Source organism: Streptomyces sp. NPDC019531 (assembly GCF_044903305.1).
In the GTDB taxonomy this organism is placed as follows: Bacteria; Actinomycetota; Actinomycetes; order Streptomycetales; family Streptomycetaceae; genus Streptomyces.
In genome coordinates this window covers 142,750-167,866 of the sequence record NZ_JBJDQL010000002.1, presented here as the reverse complement: position 1 = coordinate 167,866, position 25,117 = coordinate 142,750, and the positions used below count along the sequence as shown (strand labels likewise).

The following is a 25,117-nucleotide window of genomic DNA, read 5'->3' as shown; positions in this document are numbered from 1 at the left end:
AAACGGGGAGGGAGCAGGGCAGGCCGGAGCCCATGTCGGCGGAGCCGCGGACCCGAGGCGGTACGTGGTGCGGTCTCGCGGTGGGGTACGGCGTTCAGAGCCCCCGGGGCCGGTACGCGGCGAGCGGGCGTCCGGTCAGGCCGAACGAACGGCCCGTGTCCCGGCGGTGCAGGAGTTCGGCGAAGAGGGCGTCCTCGACCGGGGCGGGCAGCGGGCCCGGCCGGTGCGGGCCGGCGGCCGAACGGTGCAGGGCCGCGCGCGCCCAGGCGGGGTCGGCCAGGAAGTCCCCGGGGACGGCGTGCCGCCACACCTGGACGCAGACGGTCCGGGTCAGCAGGCGCACGTAGCGGGTGACGAGGTCGTAGTGCTCGGGGCGGGCGTCGACTCCGAGGTCCACGGGTGACAACTGCCCGCACACCGCGGCGAGTTCGGTCAGTTCGGCGTGATCGGCGGCGAGGGCGGCCCGCAGGTCGGCGTGCTCGGGGGCCCAGGGTGCGTCGAGCAGGGCCTGGAGGGAACCGGCGATCGGGTCGCGGCCGGCGGCGTGCAGGGTCAGCCGGTCGTAGCGCAGGGGCGGCAGCGCCCGGTCGAGCGCGAACAGGTCAGCCGGCGCCTCGGTGCCGGGGCGGTTCCAGGTGCGGCGGGCCAGCAGCGGGAGTTGGGGCAGCAGGCTCATCTGGCAGGCGGCGCGCGCGATGTGCCCGAACCCGACGGGGGCCAGGTCGCGCAGCAGCTTCTGGAACAGAGCGGTCGGGCCCTCGCGCAGATAGAAGTGCGCGCCGAGGAGTTCCGCGAGCCGGTCCATGGCCTCCAGCAGCAGCCGGGACACCTCGAACTTGACCGCGGAGGCGTACCCGCTCGCCGCGCCGGGCACCAGGTGCAGCGCGCGGGCGCCGACCGCACTCAGCGCCTCGGCCCGCAGCAGGTCGGCGAAGACACCGGCCAGCGTCGAGCGGACGTGTGGGAGGGCGGTCGCGGGGCCGCCGTAGAGCTGACGGCCGCTCAGGTGGTCGACGGTGATGCGCAGTCCGGTGTCGAGGATCCCGGTGGCCATCGCGGGCAGGACGGTGCGGGTGATCTGGAGGGCCTTGAGCGCGGTCTCCAGGCCGGAGCCGACGGGGCCGAGCACCGCGGCGGCGGGTACGGGCAGTTCGTCGAAGTCCAGGCCGCCGAGCTGGACGCCCCGCATGCCCACGGTGGCGAAGCGCGGCACGTCCCTCAGGTGCGCGGGTTCAACTCCCGCACGGTCGACGAGGACCAGGGAGTGGCTGCGCGGGCCGGGCCGGGGATCGGTGCGGGCGAGGACGACCATGGCGTCGGCCCGCGCGATGTTGGTGACCACCGTCTTACGGCCGCTCAGCCGCAGACCGCCGTCCGGTGCGGTGTGCGCCGCGAACTCGGTGCCCGCCATGTCGTTGCCGTGGTCGAGTTCGTGGAAGGCGATGGCGATGCGCCGGCCGTCGAGCAGCATCCGGGCGGCGTGCTCGGTCTGCTGTGCGTCGCCGGCGGTCCACAGCGTGACCGCGGCGATGAGGGAGCTGGCGCCGTAGCCGAGGCCGAGCGCGGGGTCGCGGCGGTAGAGGGCGCGCATGACCTCGGCGAGATGGTCGGCGCGCTCCAGCCGACCGCCCAGCTCGGGCGGTACGAACTCGGCGTTGAGCCCGTAGGCGTGCAGCAGTGTCTCTCCGGCGGCGAGCATCTCGGCGCGTTCGTCGGCGGCGAGGACGGCGGTCGCGCCGGTGGGGTTGGCCGGGTCGGCGAGGGCGCCGAGCAGGTGCTCCAGTTCGTCGGCGCGCTTGGGAGCGAAGCCGGTGGCGGTGGTCATGCGGTGCCTCCCCACAGGGTCAACGGCGTGTCGGGCGAGGCGAGCAAGACGTCGCTGCCGCTCGCGCCGCTCGCGTCGGCCGAGTCAGCGACGGCGCCGAGCAGGTGCTCCAGTTCATCGGCGCGCTTGGGGGCGAAGCCGGTGGCGGTCGTCATGCGGTACCTCCCCACAGGGTCAACGGCGTGTCGGGCGAGGCGAGCAGGACGGCGGCCAGGGCGTCGAAGACGTCGTTGTCGCTCGTGTCGCCGCCGCCGTCCTCGCCGAGCAGGGCGGTCAGACAGGCCCGCAGCCACAGGCCGTCGGCGCCGAGCCGCCCGGTGCGCAGGGTCGGGTTCTCCCTCCACAACAGCAGAACGGCGGCAGCGGCGTAGGCGCGTTCGTAGTGCTCGGCCAGGCCGAAGGCGGTGCTGGGCAGTCCGCCCGCGACCGGCACGAAGTCCGCCGACTCCCTTTCCAGTCGGGCGAGTTCGGCGAGCAGCCGGTCGGGGAGGGCGCCTGCCTGCGGTGGCCCTTCCTCCCGTATGTGCTGCGCCAGGTCCGGCAGGGCCTGCACAGCGCTGCACCCCCTGGCGGACAGCAGTGACAGACGGTCCCGGTCGAACGGCGGCAGGGGCGCGGTGAGGTCGGCGGCGGCCCGCAGACCCTCGGTGTCGGTGGCGCGACGCTTCAACTGACGGGACAGGCGCGGCATCTGGTTCAGGAGGGCGGCGCGGTTGACGACCGTGCTGCCGTCGAAGATGGCGCAGATGCGGTGGTCGCGCTCCAGTTTGGCGAAGCCCACACCGGGCGGTGAGGTGAGGAAGCCGCGTACGCCCAGCAGTTCGCCGAGCGAGCCGAGCGTGTCCTGGGTGAGCGTCGGGACGTACGCCTTGGTGATCGCCGAGATCACGCCGAGTTCCGCGGGCAGGGTGTGCACCGAGCGGACGGAGAGCGCGCTCACGGCTTCGGCGGTCAGCACAGCGGCGGCGGCCCGGCCGAGGATGCGCCGCACGTGCGGGACGTCGGCGAGGCGGCGGCCGTACAGTTCCCGTCCGATGGCGAAGTCCCGGGCCAGCCGCAGGGCGTGGTCGGCGGCGCCCAGGGAGAGCGCCGTGCAGGCGATGCGGGTGAGCTGGAGCGTCTTCAGGACTACGGCGATCCCGTCGCCCTCGGCGCCGACGAGGGCGTCGGCGGGGACCGGGGCGTCGTCCAGCACGAGGCCGCTGATGTCGGCACCGCGGATGCCGTGGGTGCGGACCTTGGGCAGGTCGCGCCAGGCCTTCTCGGGCAGTCGGCGCCTGTCCACGAGGAAGAGGCTGAAGCCGCGTCCGCCGCCCGCCGGGTCGGTACGGGCGAGGACACAGGCGAGGCCCGCGCGGGTGGCGTTGTTGATGAGCCACTTCTCGCCGGTGAGCCGCCAGCCCCCGGCGCCGCTGTCATCGGCCTCCGAGTTCGCCGCGGGAACCGCCGTCAGTTCGCTCGCGAGCAGGTCGGCGCCGTGGTCGCGCTCGGTGAGTGCCCAGCAGACCGCTTCACCCGCGCGTACGCGTTCGGCGAGCCGGGTGGCCTGGTCCGGGGTGCCGGCCACCCACACGGGTGCCGTACCGAGGAATGTCTTGCCGTGTGCGATGGCCACGGTCAGATCACGGCGGGCGACGGCGCGCAGCAGTCGTACCGTCTCGCTGAAGTCGCCGTCCGGGGGCAGGACGTAGTGGGCGGGCAGTCCCGCCTCGTCGAGGGCGCGGACCGCGTCGCCGGGGAACTCCTCACGGGCGTCGAGCCCGGCGAGCGTCTCGGGGGAGAAGGCGTCGTCCTCGGCGAGCAGGGTCTCCAGCTCGGTCGTGGTGGTCATCGGGCGGTCACCCGCCGGTGTTCGGCCAGGGCGGCGGTGAGCAGCTTGTCCTCGCCGAGGTGCAGGGTGTCCAGTTCGCCGGCGAGGTAGAGGGCCCGCATCGCCGAACGCTGCACCTTGCCGCTCGTGGTGCGCCGGACACCGCCGGGCCGCACCAGGGCGACGGCCGCGACCGGCACGCCGAACTCCCGGGCCGTGGTCTGCTTCATGTCCACGGCGATCTGGCCCAGCCGTTCGGCGCCCCAGTGGGCGCGTATCTCGTGGACGGCGACGATCGCGGGGGCGATGTCCAGCCCGTCGTCGTCACCGACCATGAAGGCCGCGCCGTGCAGGCCCTCCAACTCCTCGTGCTGGGCCCGCAGTTCGTACTCGATGTCCGAGGGGTGCAGGTTGCGACCGTGCAGGACGAGGACGTCCTTGCGGCGGCCGGTGATGTACAGGTCGCCGTCGAGGAACCCGCCGAGGTCGCCGGTGCGCAGGTACGGTCCGCGTCCGTCGCCCGTGTACGCCTGGAACGTGCTGTCCGTGGCGCCCTCGTTCTCCCAGTACCCGGCGGTGACACAGGGGCCGCTGAGCCAGATCTCGCCGATCCGCCGCTCGGGCAGGACGTCCCGGGTGCCGGGATCGACGATCAGCACGTCGGCCCCGGCCGGTGCCCCGCACCCGGTCAGTACGCGGGGCGCTTCGAGCCCCTCGGCCGGCTTCAGCACCTGGTCCTCAAGTGCCTTGACGCCGACCGCGGTTCGCAGGGCCGGCCGGCCGGTGGTGCCGGAGACCATCAGGGTCGCCTCCGCCAGGCCGTACACCGGGATGAGCGCTTCGGGCCGCAGTCCTGCGGCGGCGAACCTCTCGGTGAAGGCGGAGACGACGTCGGCGCGGACCGGCTCGGAGCCGTCGGCGGCCTTGAGCCGGGACAGGTCGAGCGTGGCGAGCTGCTCGTCGGTGACGCGTCGTACGCACAGTTCGTAGGCGAAGTCGGGTGCGGCGGTGAAACCCACATCGCAGGCGTCCAGCATCCGCAGCCAGTGGTACGGGCGGCGCAGGAAGGACATGGGGTCCATCTGCACATAGCCGCTGCCGCACAGGAGACCGGGCAGCATCAGGCCGATCAGCCCCATGTCGTGGTACAGAGGGATCCAGCCGCCGTAGACCGTGTCGCTGTCGTTCCCGAACAGGCGGACCATCCGCTCCACGTTGGTCACGAGGTTGCCGTGGGTGACCTTGACGCCCTTGGGGTCGCCGGTCGATCCCGACGTGTACTGGAGCAGGGCCAGGGTCTCGGGTGACGGCCGGGGAGCGGTCCAGGCGTCCGGGTCGCCGTCCTGGGAGTCGGTCGGGTGGCAGAGCGTGCCGACGACGCCCTCCTCGGCGATCCACTTCTCGACCTCCGGAAGATCGCTCCGCTGTGTCAGCACGGCGCGCACCCCCGCGTCACGGGCGATCGCGGCGAGCCTGCGGCGCTCATGCCGGTAGCGGCCCGGCAGCGGGGCGGGCACGGCGATGACGCCGGCGTAGACACAAGCGGAGAACGCGGTGGTGAACTCGATGCCCGGGGAGTAGAGGAGCAGGACCCGGTCCCCGGGGGAGAGGCGCTCCTGAATCCAGGAGGCTATGCGTCGGGAGTGCTCGTCGAGTTGTGCGCGATCGCGCACCGTACGGCTGAAGTCGCTGAAGTCCGAAACAAACGTCACGGCAGGCTGCTGCGGGTTTCGCGCCGCCTGTTCCCTCAGCGTCGTGAGTAATTCTCGCACGACAGGAACCGTACGCAGTCACGATTCCCGAACCGGTACTGAAACATTCAAGCAACCTTCAAGCAACGCAAGCGAACGCACAAAAAACCTTGAACGTTCCATGATCGATTTGATTCACGGACGGGCGTAGAACGGATCCGTGCATACCCCCACCGAGTCGGCCGTCGCCGTACATGGATTACACAAGAAATTCAAGGAGAGTCACGCCTTATGCGGCGTTGACCTGCGAGTCAACCCCGGTGAGGTCCTAGGCCTGCTCGGTCCGAACGGGGCCGGTAAAACCACCCTGGTCAGGATTCTCACGACTCTCCTCAAGCCTGATTCCGGCCACGCCTTCGTGAATGGCTGGAATGTGACGGCCGCGCCGGAAAAGGTCCGCGCCACGATCGGAATGGCTGGCCAGTATTCAACGGTCGACGACACACTGACCGGATTCGAGAACCTCTACCTCATCGCGAAACTACGTGGTGTGGGACGACGTACGGCTCGTCGCAGTGCCGATGATCTGATGGCCCGATTCCGACTCTCGGAGGCCGCGGGACATACCGCGGGCACCTATTCGGGCGGCATGCGCCGACGGCTGGATCTGGCCGCCGCCCTGGTCGGCTCCCCACCCCTGGTCGTCCTGGACGAACCCACCACGGGTCTCGACCCCGAGAGCCGGCTCGACACCTGGGACGCGGTCGGTGAACTCGTCGCCGGTGGCACCACGATCCTGCTGACGACCCAGTACCTGGAGGAGGCGGACCGCCTCGCCGACCGGATCACGGTGATCGACCGGGGCCGGGTGGTGGCGGAGGGCACCAGCGACGAACTGAAGGCAGCGGCCGGAAACCGGCTCGTGGTGTGCGTCGCCCGGGACGACCAGCTCGACGCCGCGGCGCGGGCCGCCGCCGGCGCGACCGGCGCGGCCCCGACGGTGGACCGCCGTGCCCGCCGGGTGGAGGCGGCCGCCGCCGACGGCCCGGCAGCTCTGGGCCGGGCCCTCACCGCGCTGGAGGACGAGAAGATCGAGGTGCTGGAGATCGGGCTCAGCCGCAGCACCCTCGACGACGTGTTCCTCGCCCTGACCAGCCGCGCCCGCCAGAAGGCCGCGCGGTGAGCGCGCCCACCGACGTCGACCGGGCCGGCTCCCCGCACGGCGGCGCACTCGCCACCGGTCTCCCTCCGGCGGCGGCTCCGACCCGCGCCCGGCGCAACCCCGTGCTGCGGGTCGTCGCGGAGAGCGCTGACCTCGCCCTGCGCAACCTGCTGCACCTGCGGCGCACTCCGGGCCTGCTCATCTCCTGCCTGGTGGAGCCGGTCGTCTACGCCATGCTCATCGGGTACGTCTTCGGCAACAGCCTGGGCGGCACGGCCTACCGCTCCTACCTGGTCGCCGGGCTCATCGCCCAGACCGTGGCCTTCACCACCACCTTCACCACGGTCGGGCTCTCCCGAGACCTCGACCGGGGCATGATCGACCGCTTCCGCACCCTGCCGATCTCCCGGGTGGCCCTCCTGCTCGGCCGCACCACCTCCGACCTCACCACCTGCCTGGCGGGCGTGGCCGTCACCACCGTGTGCGGGCTGCTGATGGGCTGGCGCCCGCACACCGGACCGGTCGACGTGGCCGGCGGTGTCCTGCTGGTGCTGCTGTTCTCCTTCGCGATGTCGTGGATCGGCGTGTTCGTCGCCCTCGTCACCCCCAACGCCCAGGTGGCCGGAAGCGTCGGCATCATCTGGCTGTTCCCGGCCACGTTCATCTCCTCCGGCTTCGTCTCCGGCGCGAGCCTGCCGGGGCCGCTTTCCACACTGGCGGCCTGGAACCCGATCACCTCACTGGCGAACGCCCTGCGCCGCCTCTTCGGCAACACCGCCCCGCCCGGCTTCCCGGTACAGCACGCGTGGCCCGCCCGCCACCCCGCGCTGTACACCATGGGCTGCTCCGTCCTGGTCATCGCTGTCTTCATCACCCTGTCGACCTGGCGCTTCCGCACCCGCACCAGCCGCTGACCGCGGCCGCCCCTCCAACCGCCCCGCGCCCGGCCCCTGAACAGGAACCCCCGGCAACCGGCCCGCGCGCCCGCACAGGAGCACCCCATGCCCGTCCCCACCCTGCGACTCGGCCTCAACCTCGGCTACTGGGTCGGCGCCAACGACGCCTCCAGCCTCCCCCTCGCCTCCCTGGCCGAAGATCTCGGCTACGCGGCGGTCTGGGTCTCGGAGGCCTATGGATCCGACGCCGTGACCCTGATGTCCTGGATCGCCGCCCGCACCTCCCGCATCGACGTCGGCAGCGCCGTCCTCCAGATCCCCGCCCGCTCGCCCGCGATGACGGCGATGACCGCCGCCACCCTCGACACCCTGTCCGCAGGAAGGTTCCGGCTCGGGCTCGGCGTCTCCGGTCCCCAGGTCTCCGAGGGCTGGCACGGCGTCAGGTTCGCCTCACCGCTGGGCCGTACCCGCGAATACGTCGACCTGGTACGCCGTGCCCTGCGCCGGGAACCCCTGGCCTACGAGGGCAGCCACTTCACGCTGCCGCTGCCGGACGGCCCCGGCAAAGCTCTCGCCCTCACCATCCGGCCACCGCGCGAACGGATCCCGGTCTACCTCGCCGCCCTGGGGCCGCGGAACCTGGAGCTGGCAGGGGAGATCGCCGACGGCTGGCTTCCCGTGTTCTTCTCCCCCGCCCACGCCGCCCGGCAGCTGGAGCCGCTCAAGGCCGGCCTCGCGAGGTCGGGGCGCACGCTTGACGGCTTCGACATCGCCCCCGGCGTCCCCCTGGTGACCGGCGCCGACTGGCGGGCCTGCGCCCGCCGGGTGCGGGGGTACGCCGCGCTGTACCTCGGCGGCATGGGCGGACGCGAGGACAACCACTACACCCAGCTGGCCGAGCGCATGGGCTTCGGCCCCGAGGCACGTACCGTCCAGGAGAGATTCCTGGCCGGTGACTACCCCGGCGCCATGGCCGCCGTACCGCTCGAATTCCTCGACGCCACCTCGCTCCTCGGGCCGCGGGAGCGGATCGCCGAGCGCATGACGGCATTCGCCGAGGCCGGCGTCACCACGCTCAACGTCATGCCGGTCGGCCCCGGCCTGCCCGGCCCGGACCGCGCCGCCGCCGCGCTGCGTGTCGCCGTCGAGGCGGCGGAGCTCGCCGGCCTGCTCGCGTCCAGCCCCGACCCCCACACCCCATGCGCCTCACAAGGAGACACCCGTATCCATGACCACGCATGACACGACCAAACTGATCTGCCTCCCGTACGCCGGGGCCGGTGCCTCCTTCTACCGTCCCTGGACGGCCCTGGCCGGGGACGCGGTGCAGATCGTGCCGTTGCAACTGCCCGGCCGGGAACGGCTGATCGACGAGGAGCCGTACCGGGACGTGCACCGGGCCGTCGACGGTCTCACCGACGATCTGCGCAGCCGGCTCGGTGACGGCGGCGGCAGAGTGGCTCTCTTCGGACACAGCCTCGGCGCGGTGCTCGCCTACGAACTCGCCCACCGGCTGGCCGACGAGCCCGGCGTCGACCCCGTCCACCTCTTCGTCAGCGGATCACCCGAACCGGCCCGGGGCCGCGAGCGGCACGCCACCGGACTCAGCGACGAGGACTTCCTCGCCCGGGTCGGCGAGTTCGCGGGCTACCACCATCCCGCGCTGGACGACCCGGAGATGCGCGAGATGATCCTGCCCGCCCTGCGCGCGGACGTCGAGATGCACGAGAACTACGCTCCGTCCACCGAACTCCCGCTGAACGTGCCCCTCACGGTGATCCGGGGCGAGGACGACGACCTCGTCGGCTACGACGACGCGGAGTCCTGGAGCAAGGTGGCGGGCCGCGACTTCGAGCACGTCGAGGTCCCCGGCGGCCACATGTACCTCACCGATGCCGCGCCCGCGCTGGTGCGGCTGATCGTCTCGACCCTGCTGTGACCCCCATCCCCAAGGAGTTCCCGATGCGTCTGCACGGCAAGTCGGTCCTGGTCACCGGCGCCGCCCGAGGACTCGGCCGGTCCATCGCCCTCGCCTGTGCCGCCGAGGGCGCCGACCTCATGCTGCTGGACATCTGCGCCGACCTGCCCGGAGTGCCCTATCCGCTGGGCACGAAGGGCCAGTTGGAGCACACGGCGGCACTGTGCCGGGAGACCGGCGCCGCCGTGCTGACAGCCTCGACGGACATCCGTGACCTGCGGGCCGTGCGTGAGGCCGTGACCCTCGCCGAGGACCGGTTCGGGCGGATCGACGTCGCCGTGAACAACGCGGGCATCGCCGCGCCCTCGGGCAAGCCGGTGCACGAGATCGACGAGGACGAGTGGTCCCTGATGATCGACGTGGACCTCTCCGGTGCCTGGCGGGTGATCCGCGAGGTCGGCAAGGCGATGAGCGCCCGGCGTGCCGGAAGCATCGTCAACGTGGCGTCCACGGCGGGGCTCGTGGGCTACCGGCACTTCGCCGGGTACGTCGCCGCCAAGCACGCCGTCGTCGGGCTGACCAAGGCCGCGGCGCTCGACTACGCGCCGACGAAGGTGCGCGTGAACGCGGTGTGCCCGGGGTCGGTGCGCGACGACGCGCAGGCCGAGGGGCGCATGCTCGCCGAGATCGCCAGGGCGCTCGAAGTGCCGGTGCACGAACACGAGAAGACCTTCGTCGAGGCGCAGCCGATGAACGCGCTGATCGAGCCCGAGGACGTCGCCGCCGCGGTGGTCTTCCTCGCCTCGGACGAGTCCCGGCAGATCACCGGCTCGGTCCTGACCGTGGACGGCGGGTTCAGCATCCGCTGAGCCTGCGCCCCGCGTCCCCCCTTCCCGAACGACTCCCCCGGACAACCCCTCCGGCAACCCCCAGAACAACTCCCCGCGTCGACAAGGAGTACGACCGTGTCAGGCCCCCTCCACCCCGCGGCCCGCTGCCATGCGGTCCGTGTCCGCTCGGACCGCTCGCCGTATCCGACGGCCCCTCCGGGACTGTGGATCGAGGACATACCCGTGCCGGCGGCGGACCCGCTCGCCGAGCGCCGTCGCGCAGCCGAACTCGCCCGCCCGACCGAGGGACTGCGCAGGGTACTGCTGCGCTACGCCGACGGCTCCTGCGATCTGGTCCTGGTGGCCGCGCGGGACCAGTGGGACCGCGCGGCTCTCGCACGGCTGGCAGTCGGTGAGTCCGTCGAGCCGGGGACCGGGGAGTCCGTCGAGCCGGGGACCGGGGAGTCCGTCGAGCCGGAAGCGGGCCGTTCCGCCACCACGGCACCCGCACCCGCGTGGGGCTTGGGTGACGAAGGCCCCGCCGTCCCGCACCTCTTCACCCTCGACGACGGCGGCGACGAGGCAAGCTGGCTCGCCGCCCTCGCCGTGACCCTGCGCCGGCACGACCCCGAGACCACTCCGGTCATCGGCACCGACCACGGCACCTTCACCGTGCCGGAGGCCACCACGCTCGGTGAGCTGAAGGCCGCCCCCGCGGACGGTCCCGTACTCGCCGGTCTGCTCTTCGACGAGGCGGAGCTTCCGGGTGCGTACGTGCCGTGCCTCGCACCGCCGTTCCCGCTCACCCTGTCGGTGTTCAAGGACGCCGACGGCTGGCGGCTGCGCTGCGACCACGTCGGCGGCCATGTCTCCACGGAGATCGCCGCGCAGTTCGCCCGGTACCTGGTGCGGGTGCACCGGATGATCCTCACCGAGCCCGGGACCGCGGTGGCCGACGTCGATCTGCTCGACGAGGCCGAACGCGACCGGGTGGCGGCACTCGGCCGACCGTCCCGCCCGCTGGTCACCACCCCGGTGACCGTGCCCGAGGCGTTCGCGCGGATCGCGGGGGCGACACCGGAGCGCATCGCCGTGACCGAGGGCGCGGCCGGTCTCACCTACGGCGAGATCGACGAACGGTCGACTCGGTTGGCCCACGGCCTGCGCGAGCGCGGCGTCACGGCCGGCGACCGGGTGGGCGTCTGCCTGGAACGCACCGCCGAACTCGTCGTCACCCTGCTCGCCGTACTGAAGGCCGGCGCGACCTACGTACCCGTCGACCCGGCCTACCCGGCGGACCGCATCGCCCACACCGCACAGGACGCGGGACTGCGGGTGATGGTCACCCGGCTGTCGGAGTTCCCGGACGTCGCGGGCTGTGTGCCTGCCACTCCGGACGAACTGCTGGACGCCGCCCAGCAGTTCACCGACGCCCCGGTCCCGCCGACGGCCACCGCGCCCGACGCCGCCGCCTACGTCATCTACACGTCCGGCTCCACCGGCCGCCCCAAGGGCGTCGAGGTACCGCACCGCAATGTGATCGCCCTGATCGACGCGACCCGCGAGGAGTACGGCTTCGGCACCAGCGACGTGTGGACCTGGTTCCACTCCAGCGCCTTCGACTTCTCGGTGTGGGAGATCTGGGGGTGCCTGCTGACCGGCGGGCGGCTGGTCGTGGTGCCGTACTTCGTCTCCCGCGAACCCGACCGCTTCCGCGACCTGCTCGTGGCCGAGAAGGTCACCGTGCTCAGCCAGACCCCGTCGGCCTTCGCCCAGCTGCTGGACGTGGACCACACCCGGGTCGCGGTCCGGATGGTCGTCTTCGGCGGCGAGCCACTGGATGCGCGCATGCTGCTGCCCTGGTTCGACCGGCACCCCGAGTCGGTCTGCCGGATGGTGAACATGTTCGGCATCACAGAGACGACGGTCCACGTCACCGAGCAGACCCTCACCCGGCGACTGGCGCTCTCCGCCACCCGCTCCGTCGGACGGGCACTGCCCGGCTGGCACCTGTATGTGACCGACCCGTCCGGGCGGCTGCAGCCGCCCGGTGTCGCGGGCGAGATCTGCGTCGGCGGCGCCGGGGTCGCACTCGGCTACCTCGGCCAAGGGGAGCTGACCGCCCAGCGCTTCGTCCCGGACCCGTACACCGGCGGCACCATGTACCGCAGCGGGGACCTGGGACGCCTGCGCCCGGACGGCCGCCTCGAACACCTCGGACGCATCGACAGCCAGGTCAAGATCCGCGGCTTCCGGATCGAGCTGGACGAGATCCGCTCGGTGCTGCTGGAAGACCCTGATGTCCGGACGGCGGCCGTGGTGGTCCGGCGCGACGACCCGGACGACGCGGCCACCGCCAGGATCGACGCTTACGTGGTCCTCTCAGACGGCGATCCGGTGACAGTCCGCAAGCGGGCCGCGGGCATCCTCCCCGACCACATGCTCCCCACCACGGTCACTGCCCTGGACACGCTGCCGCTGACGGCCAACGGCAAACTCGACACGGCCCGGCTCCCCGCACCCGCCGCGCCGACCCGAAGCGCCGAGCCCGTCGCGGCCGAGGACGAGCTCACCGAGCGGCTGAGGCAGATCTGGAGCGAGGTGCTCGGCACACCTGTCGGCCTGGATGACGACTTCTTCGAGCTGGGCGGCAACTCCCTGTTCGCAGTCCGCATCGGGGCCGTCATGCGCGCGCAGGGCCTGCCGTCGCTACGGATGCGGGAGCTGTACCGCCATCCGACCATCCGCGGCACGGCCGGAAGCCTGGCCGCCTCGGACGGCTGAAGCGCGATGCTCCGCTTCCGCGGAGGCCTTCGCCGAATGCCGAGGTTCCCGCGCAGGCATATGGGGCACTATCAACTCCCGTCCCCCCACTTTCACTTCAGGGAGCCCCCGACATGCTCCGCGGCATCGATGTCAGCGCCTACCAGTCCTCGTCCTACGCCACGGCCGGTCTCTCCTTCGTCTTCATCAAGGCGACGGAGGGCCGCTCCTACACCAACCCGAAGCTCTCCGCCCAGGCCAAGCACGGCCGCGACGCCGGACTGGTCGTCGGCTTCTACCACTTCCTCTGGCCGGGCAACCTCACGGCCCAGGCCGAGTACTTCGTCGCCCACGCTCCCGAGAAGGCGGGTGACATCCTCGCCGTGGACTGGGAGACGACCGGCGACGGCACCCACGCGACCAACGCCGAGAAGGACGCCTTCATCCGCAAGGTGAAGCAACTCCGGCCGAACAACAGGGTCGTTCTCTACTGCAACCGCAACTACTGGCTCAACGTGGACAGCACGTCGTACGCCGGAGACGGCCTGTGGATCGCCGACTACGTCACGGCCGGCGAACCACGTATCCAGGCCAAGTGGCGCTTCCACCAGTACACCGACGACCCGGTCGACAGGAATGTCGCCGACTTCGCGAGCAAGGCGGCGCTGAAGGAGTGGGCGACGGTCTGATCGGTACGAGTGGGGTTCTACTCCGCGAAGGGGTCCTCCAGCTCACTCCGCAGAATCTCCGCCGCCCCCTCCGCGTCCCCGTCCGCCACGGCCCGGACCAGTGCCGCGTGGGCCTCGTCGGCGGTGTTGGGGTCGTGGGTGCGCAGTCCGGTCAGGGTCAGGAGTTCGATCAGGCCCTCACGCAGGACTGGGGTGAACTCCCGGAAGAGGTCGGCGAGTACGGGGTTGTGGGCGGCGGCGACCACGGCCGCGTGGAAGGTGATGTCCGCGTCGACGAAGGCCCCGTCGCCCGCCGTCGACGCGGCCCGGCGGCCCTCCAGCGCGAGCTCCATCGCCGCCACGTCCTCGGGCGTACGGCGGCGCGCGGCGAGCCGGGCCGCGTGGACCTCCACGGCCATGCGGACCTCGTAGACGTCGGTGACCGCGGCCCGGCGCAGACGCGTGGGCCAGTCCTCCGCCACTTCCGTCGCGGTGACGAAGACGCCCGCGCCCTGTCTGGGCCGCACGAGCCCCGCCCCGGCCAGCGCCCGCAGCGCCTCGCGGACCGTGGAGCGGCCCACGCCGAGTTCCTTCGCGAGGGTCGTCTCGCCGGGCAGCTTCGTGCCGACGGGCCAGTGTCCTGCGGTGATCTGCGCGCGCAGCCGCTCGGCGGCCTGCTCGACCAGGGGGCTGGGACGGACGGGACCTAGCGGCATCTGCGGTTCACCAACTCGTGCGGGGACAAAAGGCGCTCAGTGAATTCTCACTTGTCTGAGGAGCTGAGGAGTGACTAGCCTACCTTCCGTGATCTTCCGCGGACTCCTTCTTCTCGGCTGCCGCGGCGGGGCCTGACGCGACCGGCACCCCGCCGCGGGACGCCGTGCTGCCGGTCCCAGTCGACCGACCGAGCCGAAGGACACACCGTGATCTCCCTCTGGAACCCCCAGCGGCCCAGCCCCATGCCGTTCCACCGCTACCGCCCCTTCCAGGACCGCGTCCACGTCCCCGCCACCGACCGCGCCTGGCCCTCCGCCCGCATCGACCGCGCCCCCCTCTGGGTCCCCGTCGACCTGCGCGACGGCAACCAGGCCCTCGCCGAGCCGATGGACACCCCGCGCAAGAGCCGTTTCTTCGACCTGCTGGTGCGGACCGGCTTCAAGGAGATCGAGGTCGGCTATCCGTCCGCGAGCCGCGCGGACTTCGACTTCGTACGGCATCTGGTGGCGAGCGGCACCGTCCCCGACGACGTCACCCCCGTCGTCTTCACCCCGGCCAGGACCGACCTGATCGACCGGACCTTCGACGCGATCGCCGGGCTGCCGCGAGCCGTCGTGCACCTCTACATCGCCACCTCGCCGGTGTGGCGGGACGTCGTCCTCGGCCGGGACCGGGACGAGGTGTGGCGGACGGTCAGGGCGGCGGCCGAGCACATGGCGCGGCGGGCCGACGCCCTCGAAGGCACAGCCGTCCGCTTCCAGTTCTCCCCGGAGACCTTCAACCTCACCGAACCCGACTTCGTCCTGGAGCTGTGCGACGGGCTGACCCGGCTGTGGGACGCGAGCCCGGACCGCCCGGTCACGCACAACCTCCCGGCGACCGTCGAGATCGCCACCCCGAACGTCTACGCCGACCAGATCGAGTACGTCCACCGCCATCTGGCCCGCCGCGACTCCGTGATCCTCTCCGTGCACCCGCACAACGACCGCGGCACCGGCGTCGCCTGCGCCGAACTCGCCGTGCTGGCCGGCGCCCAGAGGGTGGAGGGCTGTCTGTTCGGCAACGGCGAGCGCACCGGCAACGTCGACCTGGTGACCCTCGCGATGAACCTGTACGCCCAAGGGGTGGATCCCATGGTCGACTTCGGCGACCTCGACGCGGTCCGCGAGACGGTCGAGCACTGCAACCGGCTGCCCGTGCACCCCCGCCACCCGTACGCCGGCGACCTCGTCCACACCGCCTTCTCCGGCACCCACCAGGACGCGATCAGCAAGGGCCTCGCCGAACACACCCGCAGGGCCGAGGAGTTGGGGGTCCCGGCCGGGCAGGCTCCCTGGAACGTGCCCTACCTGCCCATCGACCCCGCCGACATCGGCCGTTCCTACGAGGCCGTGATCCGCGTCAACTCCCAGTCGGGCAAGGGCGGGACGGCGTATCTGCTGCGCACCCACCACGGCATCGACCTGCCCGCCCGGATGCGCCCCGACGTCTCCCGCACCGTCCAGGAGGCCACCGACACCAGCGGCCGGGAGATGACGCCGAAGGAGCTGTACGAGCTGTTCCTGGCCACCTATCTGCCGGAGTTCACCCAGGTACGGCTGCACGACTGGTCGACGTACGAGGAGGCGCCCGGCGTCCATCGCTTCGTGTGCACGCTGGAGGCCGGGGACCGGATCGGCGACCACGAGGGCACGGGCGGCAGCCCGGTCTCCGCGTTCGTCGACGCGCTCGCCGGTGCCGGACACACCGTCGACGTCGTCGACTTCGCCGAACAGGAGGACGGGGCGGCCGCGTACGCCGAGTGCCGGGTGGACGGCCGTACCGCATGGGGCGCGGGCATGGGGGCGTCGGCCGCCGTCCAGGCCGTGCTGGCCGCGATGAACCGTGCGATGCGGTGAGGGAGGTCCTGCGCGCCGAGAACGTCCATGTCGTCCGGGACGGGAAGCCGATCCTCCAGGAGGTCTCCCTGACCGTCCGGGCGGGCGAACACTGGGCGCTGCTCGGGGCCAACGGCGCGGGCAAGTCCACGCTGCTCAGCCTGCTCGGCGCCCTGGTCCACCCCACCCGCGGCACGGTCGAGGTGCTGGGTCGCCGGCTCGGCCGGGTCGACCTGCGGGAGCTGCGCGCTCACGTGGGTCACGTCGACCCGCGTCATCCGCTCACCGCGCCCCTGCGGGTCCGGGACGTCGTCCTGACCGGACTGACCAACTCCGTCGCCCCGCTCCCCCGCTGGCGGCCGACACCGGGACAGCGGGAAAGGGCCGAGCGCCTCATCGACGTCCTCGGCCTCGCCGACCTCCCCGACGCCCGCTGGCCGACGCTGTCGCAGGGACAGCGCGGCCGTACGCTCATCGCCCGCGCGCTGATGCCCGAGCCGCGGCTGCTCCTGCTCGACGAACCGGCGACCGGCCTCGACCTGCCCGGCCGCGAGCGGCTGATCGACGCCCTGGACGCCCTGCGCCGGGAACATCCGGCCTTGGCGACGGTCCTGGTCACCCACCACCTGGAGGAGCTGCCGTCCGGCACCACCCACGCGATGCTGCTGCGCGAGGGTCGTGTGCTCACGCAGGGCCCGGTGGCGTACGTCCTCACCGGTGACCAGGTCGGCAAGTGCTTCGACCTGCCGCTGGTGCTGGAACGCCGTGACGGCCGCTGGACGGTACGGATCAGGGGCCGGGCATGACGAAGGGGGCGCCCCGGACCGCCGGGCGCCCCCTTCTCCGTACGCCTTACTTGTTGAGGAAGGCCCAGAACTCGTCGAACGACAGGAGCTTGTCGCCGTTCAGGTCGCGGCTCTTGATGATCGCCTCGGCGACCGACTCGGTCACGTTCCAGTCGCCACCCTGGGCCAGGGCGGTCTTGAACTCGGCGGCGGTGATGGAGCCGTCACCGTCCGCATCGATGCGATCGAACTGCTTGCGTGCTTCCTCGATGTCGATGTGCGCCACCGGTCCGCCCCTTTTCTCATTCCTTGCCGTCTTGCTGACGGAGGCCAGATTAACCGCCTGTCCTGGCCCGCAGTGCGGCGGCCACCCAGGCGAACTCCTCTCGGTGCACCGGCCCGCGCGGGCCGCCCTTCAGAGCGGTGAGCAACTCGCGGTAGCGGGCGAGCCGGTCGTTCTCCGTCGATTCCAGGCGTTCCAGTACGGCCGCCCAGTCGGCGTCACCGAGCAGATCCCGCAGGATCGCCTCGGCCTCCGGTGTCGCGGGGTCGATCCCCCGCTCCCGTGCCTCCCCCGCCAGCTGGACGAGCCGCTGAGCGAACCACAGGGACGTACCGGCCGGGGTGTCGTGCGCCCGGCCGTCGGCGTTGAACTCGGCCGCCTTGCGCATCTGCGCCCGGAACTCCGGATCCCGCACCAGCTCGGCGAGCTCCACCCAGGCGTCGACCTGCTCGGGCGTCGGGTCGTCCGGCAGGTTCACGGCGGTGTTCCGCATCCTTTCGCGGATGTCGGGATCCACGGTGTCCAGCCCGTGGAACATCTCCTCCACGAACTCCTCCATGATCCGCCTCCGCTCGGCGGCGGACAGTCGTGCCAGCTTGTTCATCAGGGTCATCTCCTCCGCGGTCGACCCGCGCCTCGCAACGGTCGACAGCACCGCCCGTGTCACCCGCAGCGACCGGATCTGCGCGTCCAGGGCCGCCACATGCGCGGCCGCCACCGACGCGACGTCCTTCTCGCCGCTGACCACCTTCCGTACGTCCGCCAGTCCCAGCCCCAGCTCCCGCAGCGTGCGGATCAGCTCCAGGCGGGCGACGGACTCGGCGTCGTAGAGCCGGTAACCGCCGGACGACCGCGTCACCGGGTGCAGGACACCCGCGTCGGACCAGTAACGGATGGTCCGCACGGTCAGTCCGGTGGCCCGGGCCAGCTCGCCGATGGTGAAAAGTCCGGTGCCGTCTTCGATCATGTGTGTGAGTCTGGGCCTTCCAGTGGGTGGAGACTCAAGGAGCGCGGTGATGGAGACCTTGCGGGACATTCTCGACGCGGCGGCCCGCGGTGTCTTCCCGCCGGCGGATGGCGGCACGACGGTCGTACCGCAGACGTGCCACCGGGACGCGGGTGTCCTGGCCTTCACGGCGCACTCGGTCGTCTTCACCGACGAGGACCCGGAGTGGGTGCGCGAGACCCTGCGCGGGCTGGACTGCGACCCGCTGGCCGCGACGATGAACCCGGTGTTCCTCGCCGCCCTCGTCACCCGGACCGGCCGCAGGTCGGAGACGATCGACGCGATGCTGGTGACCGAACCGCTGCCGGGCGAGCCGCAGCTCGCGCTGAAGGAGATCGAGGACGCCGACCATCCCCGGATCGTCTACGCCCGCAGGCGGCGCGACGACATCCGGGCCTGGACGACGGAGGGCGGGGTGCTGGTGACGGGTCGCGGGGTCGGCGGCCGCCTGGAGGTCTCGGTCGAGGTGGACGAGGACGTACGGCACCGGGGCCTGGGCCGTGCCCTGGTGACCGCCGCCCGCCACCTCACCGAGGAGCCGCTGTGGGCCCAGGTCTCCCCGGGGAACGCCCGCAGCATGCGGGCGTTCCAGGCGGCCGGTTACCGTCCGGTGGGCGCGGAGGCGGTGCTGCTCGCCGCGGCTCCGCGGGTTCCCGACGGTTCAGCGGAAGATGCCGGTGTGACCGAGTGAGTACCGCCCCGGCTGCGGATACACGGCCAGCCCGTGCGGCCCGCTGCCGACCTTGACGCGGGCCAGCTGCCTGCCGGTGCGGGTGTCGATGGCGTAGACCTCGGAGTTGTAACGGCCCGACAGCCACAGGACCTTGCCGTCGGCCGAGACACCGCCCATGTCGGGGCTGCCGCCGTCGGGCAGACGCCACTTCCTGGTGATGCTGTTCCGGGTGAAGTCGAAGACGGAGACGGTCCCTTCGCCCCGGTTGGACACGTACATCTCACGGGAGTCACGGCTGACGTAGAGACCGTGGGTGCCTTTGCCGGTGGGCAGCAGGGCCGGCTCGGTGAACTTGTCGCCGTCGAGGACCCACATCCCGTCGGCCTTCATGTCCGCGACGTAGAACCGCTTTCCGTCCGGGGAGACCTTGACGTCCTGGGGCATGGCCCCGTCGAACGGGAGTTTCCGCTGCCCGATCACCTTCATCTTCTCGGTGTCCACCTTCAGCAGCTCACCGCTGAACTCGCACGACACGATGAAGTACCTCCCGTCCAGGGAGAAGTCGGCGTGGTTGACGCCGTAGCAGCTGACCGGAACGGTCTTCTTCCGCTCCATGGTGTGCGGGTCGCGGAAGACGAGTTCACGGTCGAGGGAGGCCATCACGATCGCGTACCTGCCGTTGGGCGTGAAGTAGAGGTTGTACGGGTCGTGCACCTCGACCGGCTTGCCCGCCTTCCCCGTCCTCGGGTCGATGGGCGTGAGGGTGTGACCGCGGTTGTTGTTGACCCACAGCGTCTTCATGTCCCAGGAGGGCACGACGTGTTGGGGCTGCCGCCCCACGTGGATCGTCTCGATGACCCCGTACGTCTTCGGGTCGATGACGGAGACCGTGTCGGACTCCGTGTTGGGCACATAGACCCGGGACGGGAAGTCCCTGACCACCGGCGACAGCCTGCCCGGACGGTCCGCCGCGTACACGTCCTTCGGATCGAGCACGGGCGGCATCCCCGGCAGCCCGGGCACGGGCTTCTTCTTGACCTGTTTCACCGGCGCGGGGACGGCCGCCTTCGTTCCGGGGGCCTCGTTCACCCCGTCCCCGGTCTCGGTCCCGCAGGCGGCGAGGGCGACGAACGCGGCACCCGCGATCAGGGCGCGCTTCATTGACGTGGGGGACATCAGCTGAACAACTCCGTGGTGGTCACCGCGGCCAGGCCGCGCCGGTCGAGTTCTTCCAGTACGACGGGGAGGGCGGCGACCGTGTCGCCGTACCCGAAGTGCAGGCTCACCACGGACCCTTCGCGGATCTCGGCGAGCACCTTCCGGGCGACGACGGCGGCGCCGGGCGAGGTGAAGTCGAGGGAGTCGACGTCGTAGGAGAGGACGTGGGGGTAACCGGCCTCCCGGGCGAGCCGCGTGACGAGGGGCGAGGCGGTGGGCGTACGGGAGGGCCGGAACCACCTCCCGATCGACCCGGTGAGCCGCCGGATCCGCTCGGCGCAGCCGGTGATCTCCGCTCTGGCCTCGGCTTCGGAGATTCCGTTGATGTCGAGGTGGTGGAGCGTGTGATTGCCGAGGTCGTGTCCACCGTCCAGGATCCGGCGCGCGATGTCGGGGTGCGCGTCGAGCCAGGTCCCGACGGCGAGCACGGTGACCCGGGCCCCGTACTTCTCGGCCTCGGTGAGCAGGGCGCGGGCGGTGGCGGGGTCACCGCCGCCGTGGAAGGTGAGGGCGATGCGGGGACGGTCGCGGGGGCCGTGGGTGAGCTGGGCGGGGAGGGCGAGGGCGCTGTTGGAGGGCCGAGCGGGGTGAGCGACGGCACCGCTGGTGGCGCATCCCGCAGCCAACGCCAACCCAGCGGTAGCGAGCAGCACTGCCCGACGATCGGTAGTGGTCACCGCGCCATTCAAGTGGGATTGATGCTGAATGCCGGTTCATTAACCCACCTAGGGGCGCGGGGCTGTGTCAATGTGCGTCTCCGCGTGGGCGCGACAAGACCACACCCACCCGCACCCGCCCGACTACCTGTCAGCCACCCGCATCTCGAACCACGTGGTCTTCCCCCGCGGCAGCAGATCAACGCCCCACCGATCCGCGAGCTTGTCCACCAGGAAAAGCCCCCGCCCGCTGATGTCCATCTCCTGCACCGGCATCAGACAGGGCAACCCCCGGGACGGATCCCGCACCTCTATCCGGATCCACCCGCGCCGTCGCCGCATCCGAAGCCCGAACACCCGCGCCCCCGTGTGCCGCACGGCATTACCCACCAGCTCGGACACGAGTAACACCGCTTCCTCCGTCATCTTCGGAGTGAGCCCCCACTGACGAAGAACGATCACCTGGGTCAACCGGCGCGCCACCGCAGCGGACTCCGGCCGGGACGGCAACGGAACCTCCGCCTCCGCAGGATTCCCGAACAGTTCGAGCGCCTTCAGTGCGTGCTCGTCCTCGACCGCCGGAGACCAGCGCGCCGCGGTCACACGGCCGTCTCCCCGCGGCTGTTCGAAACCCTCCAGCCCCGCCATGACCCCATCATGGCCGCACACAGCGTCCCCCGGGGCCGTTCCCGACGAATACGCCCCCCGGAATGCGTCGCTCCGCGAGGGTCGATCGGCATATGCCACCGGCACTTCGGTGCTTTTGGCAGCCCTTCTGACCTGCGGCGGAGGCTCACCGGGAGGCAATCTTCGGACTCCCTCGACAAGGCAGACTTAAGGTTGCCTTAAGGCTCCCATAAACCGCCCCATCGAGGGACCCGAATCAGACATCGCGTCAATTGCAAGCGGTTCAGAGGAATTTCGCCTTGCCGGGGCCCTCCTCGACGAAACTCTTCATGCCCCGCTCACGGTCCTCCGTGGCGAACAGGCCTGCGAACCAGTTCCGTTCCACCGCGAGGCCCGTCTCGATGTCGGTCTCGAGCCCCGTGTCGATCGACTCCTTCGCCGCGCGCAGCGCGATCGCCGGTCCCTGCGCGAGCTTCGCCGCCCAGGCGTGCGCCTCGGCGTACACCTCGTCGGCGGGCACGACCCGGTCCACCAGACCCAGCGTCAGCGCCTCGTCGGCCTTGACCATACGACCCGTGAAGATCAGGTCCTTCGCCTTGGACGGGCCCACCAGCCGGGCCAGGCGCTGGGTGCCGCCCGCGCCGGGGATCAGACCGAGCAGGATCTCCGGCTGCCCCAGCTTGGCGTTCTCCGCGGCGATCCGGAAGTCCGCGCACAGGGCGAGTTCGCAGCCGCCGCCCAGGGCGTAGCCGGTGATGGCCGCGACGACCGGCTTGGGGATGCGGGCCACCGCCGAGAACGAGTCCTGGAGGGCGCGGGCGCGCAGGACCATCGCGGCGTGGTCCATGTTCTGCATCTCCTTGATGTCCGCGCCGGCCGCGAACACCTTCTCCCCGCCGTACACGACCACCGCGCGCACGTCCTCACGCCGGGTGGCCTCCTCGGCGAGCTCCTTCAGCCGGTCCTGGGTGGCCACGTCCAGCGCGTTCATGGGCGGGCGGTCGAGACGGATGGTGCCGACACCTTCGGCGACTTCGAGATTCACGGTCATGTCAGCAGGTTAACGGGGGCTAACGGGAACGGCCCCGGTGCAGTACCTCACACAGGGGCCGTAAGTCAGCGGAGCGTTACGCCTTCCACTTCTCCCACGACATGTTCCAGCCGTTGAGGCCGTTGTCCGCGGCGACCGTCGCGTCGTCGGAGTTCTTCACGACCACCACGTCGCCGAGCATCGAGTGGTTGAAGAACCACGCGGCCGGGACGCCGCTGTCGTAGCCGCCCTTGACGTCCCTGAGGCCGACGCAGCCGTGGCTGGCGTTGTAGTTGCCGAAGGCGCCGCCGCCCCAGTAGTTGCCGTGGATGAAGGTGCCGGAGTCGGTGAGGCGGGCGGCGTGCGGGACGTCCTTGATGTCGTACTCGCCGCCGTAGCCGACCGTTTCGCCGTTCATCCGGGTCACCGCGAGCTTCTCGCTGATGACCATCTGACCGTTCCAGGTGTCGTAGCCGGGCTTGCCGGTGGTGACGGCGATCGTCTTGACGGTCTTGCCGTCCTGCGTGACCTTCATCGTGTGCTTCTTGGCGTCCACGACCGAGACCTGGTTGCGGCCGATGGTGAAGGAGACGGTCTTGTCCTGCTTGCCGTAGACACCGGAACGGCCCTCGACGCCGTCGAGGTTGAGGTCGACGGTGACCTTGGTGCCTTCCTTCCAGTACTGCTCGGGACGGAAGTCCAGGCGGTCGTTGCCGAACCAGTGGCCCTCGACGTCGACGGCCGGCGAGGTCTTGATGGTGATGGCCTTCTCGACGTCCTCGGGGCTGGTGATGCCCCGGGTGAAGCGGATGGAGAACGGCATCCCGACGCCGACCGTCGAGCCGTCCTCGGGCGTGAACGTGCCGAGGAACGTGTTCTTCGGGGTCAGCGTGGTGAAGCTGGAGTCCTCGGCGGCCGTACGGCCGTCGGAGTCCTTCGCGACCGCGTGCACGGTGTAGGCGGTGCCGGAGGCGAGATGGGCGGACGGCGTCCACGAGGCGCCGTCCGCGGCGATCGTCCCGGCCACCGCGGTGCCCTTGGCGTCCTTGACCTGGACCTCGGTCAACTTGCCCTTGGTGGCGGCGACCTTGAGGACGCCGCTGGTGTCGACGGACTTCGAGCCGTCCTTCGGGGCGATGGTGACCACCGCCTCGGACTGCTTGGTCCCGGCCTGCGAGGAGTCCCCCGCCTTGCCCTTGTCGTCCGAGTCGCCCGAACTTCCCCCGCCGCACGCGGTGACCGCCAGCAGCAGGGCGCCGAGTATCAGCGCCAGCAGCCCCCGGGCCCTACGCCCCCGCGCGTCAACCGACGCCCCCGATATCGGTCGCACGTTCAAGTCGCTCTCCCCTCGCCGGGCCTGGTCAGGCCCGCATCACCCCCGCGATCACCGCGTGTCGGCGCATATTAACCGCATAAATTTCAGAATCTTGTGAGTACAAGGTCACCATTCAGTCACTGCCCGCCTTCCACTGCTTCCAACTCATATTCCACCCTCCGAGTCCGTTGTCGGGAGCGACCTTTTTGTCTTTGCTGTGGACGATCTCGACGACGTCCCCGATGAGACTGCGGTCGAAGAACCAGCCCGCGGGGGTGTCCGAGCTGCCGCCCTTCACGTCCCTGAGGCCCACGCAGCCGTGGCTGACATTGACCTTGCCGGGGGCGTCCGGCGCCCAGTAGTTGCCGTGCAGGAAGGTCCCGGAGTCGGTGAGACGCATGGCGTGCGGGACGTCCGGGATGTCGTACTCGCCGCCGAAGCCGACCGTGCGGCTGTTCATGCGGGTCACTTCCAGCATCTCGGAGACGACCATCTTGCCGTTGTACGTGGTCGTCTTGGGGGCGCCGGCGGTGATCGGCACGGTGGCGAGCAGCTCGCCGTCCCGCCGGACCTGCATGGTGTGTGCGGACGCGTCGACGAGGGAGACCTGGCTGCGGCCGACGGTGAAGGAGAAGGTCCTGTACTGGAGGCCGTAGACGCCGGGGGCGCTCTCCACGTCACGCAGCCGGAGAGCGACCGTCACGCGCGTGCCCGGCTTCCAGTAGTGCTCGGGGCGGAAGTCGAGGCGGCCGTTCCCGAACCAGTGCGGGCGGATCTCGACGGGGGGCTTCGAGGTGACGTGTACGGCGCGTTCGACGGCGGCGCGATCCTCGATCTCCCGGTTGAACTCCAGGGAGACGATCATTCCGGTGCCGACGGTGGAGCGGTTCTCCGGGGTGACGTATCCGATGAAGCGTTTGTCGGGGACGTACGTGGTGAAGGTGGTGTGCCGGGCCGAGCGGCGGCCGTGGCCGTCGAGGGCGACCGCGTCGACGGTGTACTTGGCGGCCAGCGCGAGCTGCGCCTCGTCGGGTTCCCAGCGCAGGCCGTCGTCGGAGATGTGCCCGGGCACCGGGATGTCCTGCGCGTCCTGGGACTTGACGACGGTGACCGACTCCAGGCGCCCGCTGGGTACCCGGACCCGTAGTTTCTCCTCGGGCGGCACGCCCTTGGTGCCGTCGTCGGGGGCGACCCTGATGACGTCCTCGGGCGCGGGAGGTTTCCCGAAACCGCCGACGCCGCCGATCCCGCCACCTCCGTCCGACGTACAGCCGGCGGCCCCGGCCAGCAGTCCTGCCCATGTCAGTACGGCGGCCAGAGCGGCCCCCGCGCGCCGAGCGCGCCCATGTCGATGCCTCACGAGGATC

The 25,117-nt window shown here is 71.1% G+C and carries 23 protein-coding genes; 10 read left to right on the top strand and 13 right to left on the bottom strand.

The window, feature by feature from the left end; all coding sequences use genetic code 11:
* Positions 1–94 precede the first annotated feature (94 nt).
* Genes ACI2L1_RS02995 through ACI2L1_RS02980 form a run of 4 tightly spaced genes read right to left on the bottom strand, consistent with a single transcriptional unit; the run spans position 95 to position 5,407 of the window.
* Entirely contained in the window at positions 95–1,825 is a 1,731-nt protein-coding gene (locus tag ACI2L1_RS02995; RefSeq protein ID WP_404737556.1) for an acyl-CoA dehydrogenase, read from the bottom strand.
* Positions 1,822–1,980, bottom strand: a complete 159-nt coding sequence (locus ACI2L1_RS02990) for a hypothetical protein (protein WP_404737555.1) — start codon at positions 1,978–1,980, stop codon at positions 1,822–1,824. The genes ACI2L1_RS02995 and ACI2L1_RS02990 overlap by 4 nt, the downstream gene beginning before the upstream one ends.
* Entirely contained in the window at positions 1,977–3,656 is a 1,680-nt protein-coding gene (locus tag ACI2L1_RS02985) for an acyl-CoA dehydrogenase family protein (protein WP_404737554.1), read from the bottom strand. Before ACI2L1_RS02985 ends, ACI2L1_RS02990 begins: the two co-directional genes overlap by 4 nt.
* Positions 3,653–5,407, bottom strand: a complete 1,755-nt coding sequence (locus ACI2L1_RS02980; RefSeq protein WP_404737553.1) for a fatty acyl-AMP ligase — start codon at positions 5,405–5,407, stop codon at positions 3,653–3,655. Before ACI2L1_RS02980 ends, ACI2L1_RS02985 begins: the two co-directional genes overlap by 4 nt.
* 139 nt (positions 5,408–5,546) lie before the next feature.
* On the opposite strand from ACI2L1_RS02980, the gene ACI2L1_RS02975 reads away from it, so the two are divergent.
* From ACI2L1_RS02975 to ACI2L1_RS02945, 7 genes are all read left to right on the top strand, one after another.
* Positions 5,547–6,509, top strand: a complete 963-nt coding sequence (locus tag ACI2L1_RS02975; RefSeq protein ID WP_404737552.1) for an ABC transporter ATP-binding protein — start codon at positions 5,547–5,549, stop codon at positions 6,507–6,509.
* Positions 6,506–7,402 carry an ABC transporter permease gene (locus ACI2L1_RS02970; protein ID WP_404737551.1) on the top strand — a complete coding sequence of 299 codons (897 nt, stop codon included), beginning with the start codon at positions 6,506–6,508 and terminating at the stop codon, positions 7,400–7,402. Before ACI2L1_RS02975 ends, ACI2L1_RS02970 begins: the two co-directional genes overlap by 4 nt.
* 87 nt (positions 7,403–7,489) lie before the next feature.
* The gene (locus ACI2L1_RS02965; RefSeq protein ID WP_404737550.1) at positions 7,490–8,626 is read left to right on the top strand and encodes an LLM class F420-dependent oxidoreductase; all 1,137 of its coding nucleotides are present in this window, start codon (positions 7,490–7,492) and stop codon (positions 8,624–8,626) included.
* Positions 8,613–9,323 carry a thioesterase II family protein gene (locus ACI2L1_RS02960; RefSeq protein ID WP_404737549.1) on the top strand — a complete coding sequence of 237 codons (711 nt, stop codon included), beginning with the start codon at positions 8,613–8,615 and terminating at the stop codon, positions 9,321–9,323. Before ACI2L1_RS02965 ends, ACI2L1_RS02960 begins: the two co-directional genes overlap by 14 nt.
* 23 nt (positions 9,324–9,346) lie before the next feature.
* Entirely contained in the window at positions 9,347–10,171 is an 825-nt protein-coding gene (locus ACI2L1_RS02955; RefSeq protein WP_404737548.1) for an SDR family oxidoreductase, read from the top strand.
* Between the two features lie 96 nt (positions 10,172–10,267).
* Positions 10,268–12,916 carry an amino acid adenylation domain-containing protein gene (locus tag ACI2L1_RS02950; protein ID WP_404737547.1) on the top strand — a complete coding sequence of 883 codons (2,649 nt, stop codon included), beginning with the start codon at positions 10,268–10,270 and terminating at the stop codon, positions 12,914–12,916.
* A 113-nt stretch (positions 12,917–13,029) separates the two neighbouring features.
* A complete protein-coding gene (locus ACI2L1_RS02945) occupies positions 13,030–13,584 on the top strand; it encodes a glycoside hydrolase family 25 protein (protein WP_404737546.1) in 555 nt (184 codons plus the stop codon).
* 17 nt (positions 13,585–13,601) lie between these two features.
* Here the strand turns inward: ACI2L1_RS02945 and ACI2L1_RS02940 are convergent, their stop codons facing one another.
* Positions 13,602–14,279 carry a FadR/GntR family transcriptional regulator gene (locus ACI2L1_RS02940; RefSeq protein ID WP_404737545.1) on the bottom strand — a complete coding sequence of 226 codons (678 nt, stop codon included), beginning with the start codon at positions 14,277–14,279 and terminating at the stop codon, positions 13,602–13,604.
* Positions 14,280–14,522: 243 nt separating this feature from the next.
* On the opposite strand from ACI2L1_RS02940, the gene ACI2L1_RS02935 reads away from it, so the two are divergent.
* Both ACI2L1_RS02935 and ACI2L1_RS02930 read left to right on the top strand, forming a co-directional pair.
* Positions 14,523–16,178 (top strand): 2-isopropylmalate synthase, encoded by a 1,656-nt coding sequence (locus ACI2L1_RS02935; RefSeq protein WP_404737753.1) that lies wholly within the window; start codon positions 14,523–14,525, stop codon positions 16,176–16,178.
* Positions 16,175–16,963: an ABC transporter ATP-binding protein gene (locus ACI2L1_RS02930; protein ID WP_404737544.1), complete on the top strand. Its 789-nt coding sequence runs from the start codon at positions 16,175–16,177 to the stop codon at positions 16,961–16,963. Before ACI2L1_RS02935 ends, ACI2L1_RS02930 begins: the two co-directional genes overlap by 4 nt.
* Positions 16,964–17,009: 46 nt before the next feature.
* Here the strand turns inward: ACI2L1_RS02930 and ACI2L1_RS02925 are convergent, their stop codons facing one another.
* Together ACI2L1_RS02925 and ACI2L1_RS02920 are read right to left on the bottom strand one after the other, a co-directional pair.
* A complete protein-coding gene (locus tag ACI2L1_RS02925; RefSeq protein ID WP_404737543.1) occupies positions 17,010–17,228 on the bottom strand; it encodes an EF-hand domain-containing protein in 219 nt (72 codons plus the stop codon).
* A gap of 49 nt (positions 17,229–17,277) precedes the next feature.
* On the bottom strand, positions 17,278–18,192 hold the full coding sequence (locus ACI2L1_RS02920) for a MerR family transcriptional regulator (protein ID WP_404737542.1): 915 nt from the start codon (positions 18,190–18,192) through the stop codon (positions 17,278–17,280).
* 49 nt (positions 18,193–18,241) lie between these two features.
* Between ACI2L1_RS02920 and ACI2L1_RS02915 the strand changes: the two genes are divergently transcribed.
* Positions 18,242–18,922 (top strand): GNAT family N-acetyltransferase, encoded by a 681-nt coding sequence (locus ACI2L1_RS02915; protein WP_404737541.1) that lies wholly within the window; start codon positions 18,242–18,244, stop codon positions 18,920–18,922.
* Here the strand turns inward: ACI2L1_RS02915 and ACI2L1_RS02910 are convergent.
* The 6 genes from ACI2L1_RS02910 to ACI2L1_RS02885 form a co-directional block, all read right to left on the bottom strand.
* Positions 18,893–20,080 (bottom strand): hypothetical protein, encoded by a 1,188-nt coding sequence (locus ACI2L1_RS02910; RefSeq protein WP_404737540.1) that lies wholly within the window; start codon positions 20,078–20,080, stop codon positions 18,893–18,895. The genes ACI2L1_RS02915 and ACI2L1_RS02910 overlap by 30 nt on opposite strands.
* Positions 20,080–20,775: a polysaccharide deacetylase family protein gene (locus tag ACI2L1_RS02905; protein WP_404737539.1), complete on the bottom strand. Its 696-nt coding sequence runs from the start codon at positions 20,773–20,775 to the stop codon at positions 20,080–20,082. Before ACI2L1_RS02905 ends, ACI2L1_RS02910 begins: the two co-directional genes overlap by 1 nt.
* 147 nt (positions 20,776–20,922) lie before the next feature.
* Entirely contained in the window at positions 20,923–21,426 is a 504-nt protein-coding gene (locus ACI2L1_RS02900; RefSeq protein ID WP_404737538.1) for an ATP-binding protein, read from the bottom strand.
* A 262-nt stretch (positions 21,427–21,688) separates the two neighbouring features.
* Positions 21,689–22,456 (bottom strand): enoyl-CoA hydratase/isomerase family protein, encoded by a 768-nt coding sequence (locus ACI2L1_RS02895; RefSeq protein ID WP_404737537.1) that lies wholly within the window; start codon positions 22,454–22,456, stop codon positions 21,689–21,691.
* A 76-nt stretch (positions 22,457–22,532) separates the two neighbouring features.
* On the bottom strand, positions 22,533–23,771 hold the full coding sequence (locus ACI2L1_RS02890; RefSeq protein WP_404737536.1) for an Ig-like domain-containing protein: 1,239 nt from the start codon (positions 23,769–23,771) through the stop codon (positions 22,533–22,535).
* A gap of 112 nt (positions 23,772–23,883) precedes the next feature.
* A complete protein-coding gene (locus ACI2L1_RS02885) occupies positions 23,884–25,110 on the bottom strand; it encodes an Ig-like domain-containing protein (protein WP_404737535.1) in 1,227 nt (408 codons plus the stop codon).
* Positions 25,111–25,117 lie beyond the last annotated feature (7 nt).

Excerpts from the sequence above, each read along its gene's own strand:
- ACI2L1_RS02995 (WP_404737556.1), bottom strand. The coding sequence starts at position 1,825 with ATGACCACCGCCACCGGCTTCGCTCCCAAGCGCGCCGACGAACTGGAG.
- ACI2L1_RS02990 (WP_404737555.1), bottom strand. The coding sequence starts at position 1,980 with ATGACGACCGCCACCGGCTTCGCCCCCAAGCGCGCCGATGAACTGGAG.
- ACI2L1_RS02985 (WP_404737554.1), bottom strand. The coding sequence starts at position 3,656 with ATGACCACCACGACCGAGCTGGAGACCCTGCTCGCCGAGGACGACGCC.
- ACI2L1_RS02965 (WP_404737550.1), top strand. The coding sequence starts at position 7,490 with ATGCCCGTCCCCACCCTGCGACTCGGCCTCAACCTCGGCTACTGGGTC.
- ACI2L1_RS02960 (WP_404737549.1), top strand. The coding sequence starts at position 8,613 with ATGACCACGCATGACACGACCAAACTGATCTGCCTCCCGTACGCCGGG.
- ACI2L1_RS02955 (WP_404737548.1), top strand. The coding sequence starts at position 9,347 with ATGCGTCTGCACGGCAAGTCGGTCCTGGTCACCGGCGCCGCCCGAGGA.
- ACI2L1_RS02945 (WP_404737546.1), top strand. The coding sequence starts at position 13,030 with ATGCTCCGCGGCATCGATGTCAGCGCCTACCAGTCCTCGTCCTACGCC.
- ACI2L1_RS02940 (WP_404737545.1), bottom strand. The coding sequence starts at position 14,279 with ATGCCGCTAGGTCCCGTCCGTCCCAGCCCCCTGGTCGAGCAGGCCGCC.
- ACI2L1_RS02935 (WP_404737753.1), top strand. The coding sequence starts at position 14,523 with ATGCCGTTCCACCGCTACCGCCCCTTCCAGGACCGCGTCCACGTCCCC.
- ACI2L1_RS02920 (WP_404737542.1), bottom strand. The coding sequence starts at position 18,192 with ATGATCGAAGACGGCACCGGACTTTTCACCATCGGCGAGCTGGCCCGG.
- ACI2L1_RS02915 (WP_404737541.1), top strand. The coding sequence starts at position 18,242 with ATGGAGACCTTGCGGGACATTCTCGACGCGGCGGCCCGCGGTGTCTTC.
- ACI2L1_RS02910 (WP_404737540.1), bottom strand. The coding sequence starts at position 20,080 with ATGTCCCCCACGTCAATGAAGCGCGCCCTGATCGCGGGTGCCGCGTTC.
- ACI2L1_RS02900 (WP_404737538.1), bottom strand. The coding sequence starts at position 21,426 with ATGGCGGGGCTGGAGGGTTTCGAACAGCCGCGGGGAGACGGCCGTGTG.
- ACI2L1_RS02895 (WP_404737537.1), bottom strand. The coding sequence starts at position 22,456 with ATGACCGTGAATCTCGAAGTCGCCGAAGGTGTCGGCACCATCCGTCTC.